Origin of the sequence: Dietzia sp. DQ11-38-2 (assembly GCF_014145055.1) — a bacterium.
Taxonomy (GTDB): domain Bacteria; phylum Actinomycetota; class Actinomycetes; order Mycobacteriales; family Mycobacteriaceae; genus Dietzia.
On sequence record NZ_JAALDW010000285.1, the window covers coordinates 1 to 6,003 of the forward strand.

The window sequence follows — 6,003 nt, forward strand, 5'->3', positions numbered from 1 at the left end:
GTGGCGGGCAGGGTGAGGGTGAGGGCTGCCGCGGCGACGATGCCGACCACGGATTGGGACCTCAGCCGGGGCCGGGGGCTCAGTCGGGATCGGTTGGCGGACGGGGGTGGAGAGAAGGGCACGGTGGTCTCCCTGCTGTCGAGAATCGGTGTGACCCAGAACATATGCCCATTCGCGGTGGAGCGGAACCGGACCGACGACGAACCCCGGTCACCCGCCCGGGTTCGGGGCGGGCGACCGGGGTCGATGTCGTGCGGTCAGAGCTCCTCGATGGTGGCCGTCGCGTGCACGGTTTCGAGCTTGCGCGGGTTGCGCACCCGCAGCGACCAGGCCGGATCGTCGGCACCGGCACCGCGCCGGGCGTAGATGCCCAGTTTCGCCGGCAGGATCACGGGCTTGCCGAACTCGACCGAGTAACGCGCCCGTTCGGGGATCGCCCCTTCGACCACCCCGAGCAGTGTCGCCGCCGTCCACATCCCGTGCGCGATGACATTCGGGAACCCGAACGCCTTGGCGCCCACCTTGGAGACGTGGATGGGGTTGCGGTCCCCGGACACCGACGCGTACTCGGCGATCAGTGACTCGGAGACCGACTTGACCACGGTGGGATCACCGATCTCCGCGGCCGTGGGCGGCTCGGGCTTCGGCGGCCGCGGCGCGTCTTTGGGCGGGGTGAGGGATGTCCTGCGCTTGGAGAGCAGCCCGGACCTCTGGACCCAGGCCGGCTCGTCGTGGTCGCCGGTGCGGATCTCGGTGACGATGTCGATCAGCAAGCCGGCGGGGTGTTCGCGCAGGTTCTCGGCCCGTGCGCGGATCGACAGCGCGTCGCCCACCCGCAGCGGGCGGTGGGATTCGATCTCGTTGGTCAGATGCACCGAACCCATGGCCGGCACGGGGTAGGCCGGGTCCAACATGAGCTGCATGCTCAGCGGGAAGGCCAGCGTGAACGGGTAGGTCAGCGGCAGTACGTCACCGAACCGCAGGTCGCAGACCCGGGCGTAGGCGGCGAGGTTGGCCGTGTCCACGCGGACGCCCTCCACCTCGACGCCCTTCTCCGGCATCGACTTCCCGTCGCGCCTGCCACCCACCACGGGGGCCGAGCCGACCGCGGCCTTGGCGTACTGGGCGAGCAGGTTGGGGATGGCGGGCAGGCGGGTGTACTCAACCGCGCCACCTGACGACGTGTTGTCCACCGCGATCACGCGCCCAGGAGGGACTGGCCGCACACGCGGATCACGTTGTCGGTGACCGCGGACGAGGCGGGGCTGGCGAAGTAGGCGATGGTCTCGGCCACGTCGACCGGCAGGCCGCCCTGCTGCATGGAGTTCATCCGGCGGCCGGCCTCGCGGGTGGCGAAGGGGATGGCGGCGGTCATCTGGGTCTCGATGAAGCCGGGGGCCACGGCGTTGACGGTGATCTTCTTGGACGCCAGCTCGGCGGAGGCGCCGTTGACGAACCCGATCACACCCGCCTTGGAGGCGGCGTAGTTGGTCTGACCGCGGTTCCCGGCGATGCCGGCCATGGAGGAGACACCCACGACGCGTCCGCCCTCGGTGAGCACGCCCTTCTCCGCGAGCTCGGCGGTGATCCGCTCCGGGGCGATGAGGTTGACGGCCATGACCGCGTCCCAGCGTGCGGCGTCCATGCCGGCCAGGGTCTTGTCCCGGGTGATACCGGCGTTGTGGACGAGGATGTCCACGACGCCCTCGTGACGCTCCTGGACGTGCTTGGCCAGGACCTCGGCGGCGTCGGCGGCGGTCACGTCGAGGGGGAGCGACGTGCCCCCCACCTTGTTGGCGGTGGCGGAGAGCGACTCGCCGGCGGCCGGGACGTCGCAGCAGATCACGTGCGCCCCGTCGCGGGAGAGCACGGCGGCGATCTCCGCACCGATGCCCCGGGCCGCGCCGGTGACCACTGCGACCTTGCCCTCGAGGGGGCGGTCCCAGGAGGCGGGGGCGGTCGCCGCGCCGGCGCCCACGCGGAACACCTGGGCGTCGACGTAGGCGGACTTACCGGAGAGGATGAAGCGCAGCGTGGACTCGAGGCCCGACGCGCCGGTGTCGGCGTCGGCGGAGACGTAGACCAGCTGGACCGTGGTGCCGCGCTTCATCTCCTTGCCGAGCGAGCGGGTGAAGCCCTCGAGCGCGCGCTGGGCGATGCGCTCCTCCACCGAGCCGGTCTCCTCCGGTGGGGTCCCCAGAACGACGACGCGGCCGGAGGCGGCGACGCGGCGGACGACGGGGTTGAAGAAGTCGAACAGTGCCTTGAGGTCCTCGGCGCGGCGGACGGCGGTCGCGTCGAATACCAGGCCAGCGAACTTGCCCTCGGCGTCCGCCCCGGCCAGCTCGTAATCCGACTCCAGGATCGCGCGGACCGGTTCGACGAGGCGGCCCTCGCCCCCGACGAGGACCGGGCCGTGGAGGGCCGGCTGCCCGGCCTCGTAGCGGCGGAGCTGCTCGGGCTGCGGGAGGCCGACCTTGCCGGCGATGAACGACCCGGGGGCCGAGGTCACGAACTGCGAGTAGAGGTCGAGGTTGCCCTGTGCCATGGCGATCATCTCCTGGAGAGGTGCGGTCGTACGGGTCGACAAGTAACTTACCGCTGAGTAACAATACTCGTCGGGCCGCGCTACGGGCCACCGGATACCGAGATAAAACGGGAGTGACACACGTGACCACCAGCCCCCGCAAGGTCGCCATCGTCGGCGGCAACCGAATCCCCTTCGCCCGATCGAACGGCAAGTACGCGGACGCCTCGAACCAGGACATGCTCACCGCGGCGATCGACGGCCTCGCGAGCCGTTACAGCCTCCAGGGTAAGCGTGTCGGGATGGTCGCCGCGGGGGCCGTTCTCAAGCACGCCCGTGACTTCAACCTCACCCGCGAGTCGGTCATCGGTTCGGTGCTCGACTCGTCCAGCCCGGCCTACGACGTACAGCAGGCGTGCGGCACCGGCCTGGCCTCGGCCATCCAGGTGGCTGACGCGATCGCGGTCGGTCGCATCGACGCCGGTATCGCGGGCGGCACCGACACCACCTCCGACGCCCCGCTGGCCGTCAACGACGACCTGCGCAAGATCCTCATCAAGGTCGCGTCGGCCAAGAGCGCGATGGACCGGGTCAAGCTGCTCGGCGAGATCCGTCCGCAGTCGCTGGTCCCCGAGCAGCCGCAGAACGCCGAGCCCCGCACCGGCCTGTCGATGGGCGAGCACGCGGCCATCACCGCGCGGGAGCTCGGCGTGACCCGCGAGGATCAGGACGCACTCGCCGCGGCGAGCCACCGCAACCTCGCCGCCTCCTACGACTCCGGTTTCCAGGACGACCTGGTCACCCCGTTCCTCGGCGTGCCGCGTGACGACAACATGCGTCCCGACTCGTCCGAGGAGAAGCTCGCGAAGCTCAAGCCGGTGTTCGGCAAGCGTGACGCCGAGGCCCACGGCACCGAGGCCACCATGACGGCCGGCAACTCCACGCCGCTCACCGACGGCGCCTCGGCGGTCCTGCTGGCGAGCGAGGCCTGGGCGGAGGAGAACAAGCTCCCGGTCCGTGCCTACCTGGTCGACTCCGAGACCGCGGCGGTCGACTTCATCCACGGTCACGACGGCCGCACCCCGGACGGGCTGCTCATGGCCCCCACCTACGCCGTGCCGCGTCTGCTCGAGCGCAACGGCCTGACCCTGCAGGACTTCGACTACTACGAGATCCACGAGGCCTTCGCCTCGCAGGTCCTGGCCACGCTCGCGGCCTGGGAGTCCGAGGAGTACTGCACCGAGCGCCTGGGCCTGGATTCGGCGCTCGGGTCGATCGATCGCAGCAGGCTCAACGTCAACGGCTCGTCGCTGGCGGCCGGGCACCCGTTCGCCGCCACCGGAGCCCGCATCCTGGCCGCCACCGCCAAGCTGCTGGAGGAGAAGGGCTCGGGCCGCGCACTCATCTCGATCTGCGCCGCCGGCGGTCAGGGCGTCACGGCGATCGTCGAACGCTGACCCCGGCGCCGACCGGGTCGGCACCCGGCTGGTTTTCCTGAGTGCAGCCCCCGCGTACGGCGCGGGGGCTGCACTCATCGGTACCGGTCCGTCATAGTGGACGCCACAGTGGTTCGGGTGGGACATCCCCGGTCGGCGCCCCGCCGGGTCGAGAGTCCCCGCTCGTGAGGAGGCGTGAGAACCAGTGGACGAATCCACCACCACCGGTGACGCCGGCCCCGCCCGGCCTGTCGTGCTCGAGGGAGACGGCCCGCATCCCGCGGCCGCCGACCGGCGACGTTACCGCGTGCGGTCGAGGTGGATCCACGCCGGAGTCGGTGTGTTCATGGGGCTGGCGGTGCTCTACGGTTTCGACCTCGTCCACAGCATCGGCCGGGTGCCGCGCGGTGCGGAGGTGGCCGGGATCCAGGTCGGCGGCATGCGCACGGCCGACGCCGAGCAGCTCCTCATCCGTGAGCTGGGCCCACGGGTCGACGAGGAGGTCGACCTCCGGGCCGGCGTCGTGTCGACCACCCTCGATCCTCAGTCGGTCGGGTTGTCCGTGGACTGGCAGGGCACCCTGGACCGCGCGGGAGAGCAACCCCTCAACCCCGTCACGCGACTGATCAGCCTGGTGTGGTCCACCGAGGTGGGCATCGCGAGCGTGATCCCCGACGCGCGGCTCACCGACTTCCTGGAGAGGCTCGCCCTGCAGGCGGACTTCGAACCGCGGGAGGGCGCCATCTGGTTCGACCGGGACGAGGTCCGCTCCGCCATCCCGTTGGACGGCCAGCGCCTGCGGATCGAGAGCTCGCGCGATGCCGTGCTCGCCCACTGGCTCGACGACGACGGGGTCGACCTCGTCGTCGACTACACCCCCACCGAGACGCAGGCGGACCAGGTGCGTGCGCTCATCCGCGATGTCGCCGAGCCCGCCGCCGGGCGTGACCTGACGTTGCTGGCCTCGCGGATGCGTGAGGACGGGACGGAGCCGCCCGTCACCACCGTCACGACGCGGTTGCCGGCCCCGCCGCCGCCCCCGGGAAGGGACCGGGCGGTTCCCGCCGAGCGGGAGCTGACAATGGTCGACCCCGACGACCCGCACGCCGTTCCCGTCCTCTTCCCGCGTGACCGGATCGGCGAGTACCTGACCTTCGTGCGCGACGGGGCCGTGCTGGAGCCCCGGTTCGACGCGGATGCTGCGAAGGGGATCCTGGAGCCGCTGATGGAGGAGACCGAGCAGGAGGGGCGGGACGCCACGTTCTCCTTCAGCGGATCGACCGCCTCCGTCGTCCCCGCCGTCCAGGGGCGCACCGTCTCGTGGGGTCCGCTCCTCGGTGCGCTCCCGGGACAGCTCACCGACATGCAGGGGCCGCGCGTGCTGCCCGTCGCCTATGTGGGTCGGGACCCGGAGGTCACCACCGAGGAGGCCGAGAGGGCCGGGATCCGCGAGCCCGTCGGTGAATTCACCGTGGCGGTGGGCGCCAGCGGACGGGCGCAGTCGATGATCGCCTCGCTCGCGGGGCAGTTCATCCCTTCCGGCGAGACCTTCTCCATGTCCGATGTCACCGGTGTCGTCTCGGGGGACGTGTCCGCCGACGCCGTGGCCACGGCGCTCTTCAACGCCGCGTTCGAGTCCGGGGCGCAGGGGCTGGTCAGGACGGGCCGAGGTGTCGACGGGGCGCAGTTCCCCGCCGGGCGCGACGCCACCGCGTCCGAGGACGTGGGCTTCCGCAACGGGCAGGGCACGGGTCTGGTGATCGACGCCTCGGGTAGTGGCAGCTCGGTCACCGTCCGGCTGTGGGGGACCCGCGAGTACACGGTGCGGATCTCGACCGCCCCCCGGGCCGACCTCCGCCGCGCCGAGACCCGCGTGGTCACCAGCCCCGGGTGCACACCGGATCCGGGCGCCGACGGGTACACGGCCCGGGTCACCCGTGTGGTCCAGCGGGGCGAGGAGACGGTCAGCACCGACACCGTGTCCTCGACGTACGCGCCCCGGGTCCGCGTCGAGTGTCGGGTCGAGGGCCCGTCACCCAC

Annotated in this window: 4 protein-coding genes; 2 read left to right on the plus strand and 2 right to left on the minus strand. The window is 71.4% G+C overall.

Annotated features, from left to right (window positions below; translation table 11 throughout):
* Positions 1–257: 257 nt before the first annotated feature.
* Together G6026_RS10235 and G6026_RS10240 are read right to left on the minus strand one after the other, a co-directional pair.
* Positions 258–1,193: a MaoC/PaaZ C-terminal domain-containing protein gene (locus tag G6026_RS10235; RefSeq protein WP_182613113.1), complete on the minus strand. Its 936-nt coding sequence runs from the start codon at positions 1,191–1,193 to the stop codon at positions 258–260.
* Between the two features lie 5 nt (positions 1,194–1,198).
* Positions 1,199–2,554, minus strand: coding sequence for a 3-oxoacyl-ACP reductase (locus tag G6026_RS10240; protein ID WP_182613116.1), 1,356 nt, complete (start codon positions 2,552–2,554; stop codon positions 1,199–1,201).
* Positions 2,555–2,670: 116 nt separating this feature from the next.
* Between G6026_RS10240 and G6026_RS10245 the strand changes: the two genes are divergently transcribed.
* A complete protein-coding gene (locus G6026_RS10245) occupies positions 2,671–3,984 on the plus strand; it encodes an acetyl-CoA C-acetyltransferase (protein WP_182613114.1) in 1,314 nt (437 codons plus the stop codon).
* 184 nt (positions 3,985–4,168) lie between these two features.
* The coding region (locus G6026_RS17905) for a peptidoglycan binding domain-containing protein (RefSeq protein ID WP_182613115.1) at positions 4,169–6,003 on the plus strand (1,835 nt) is incomplete at its 3' end.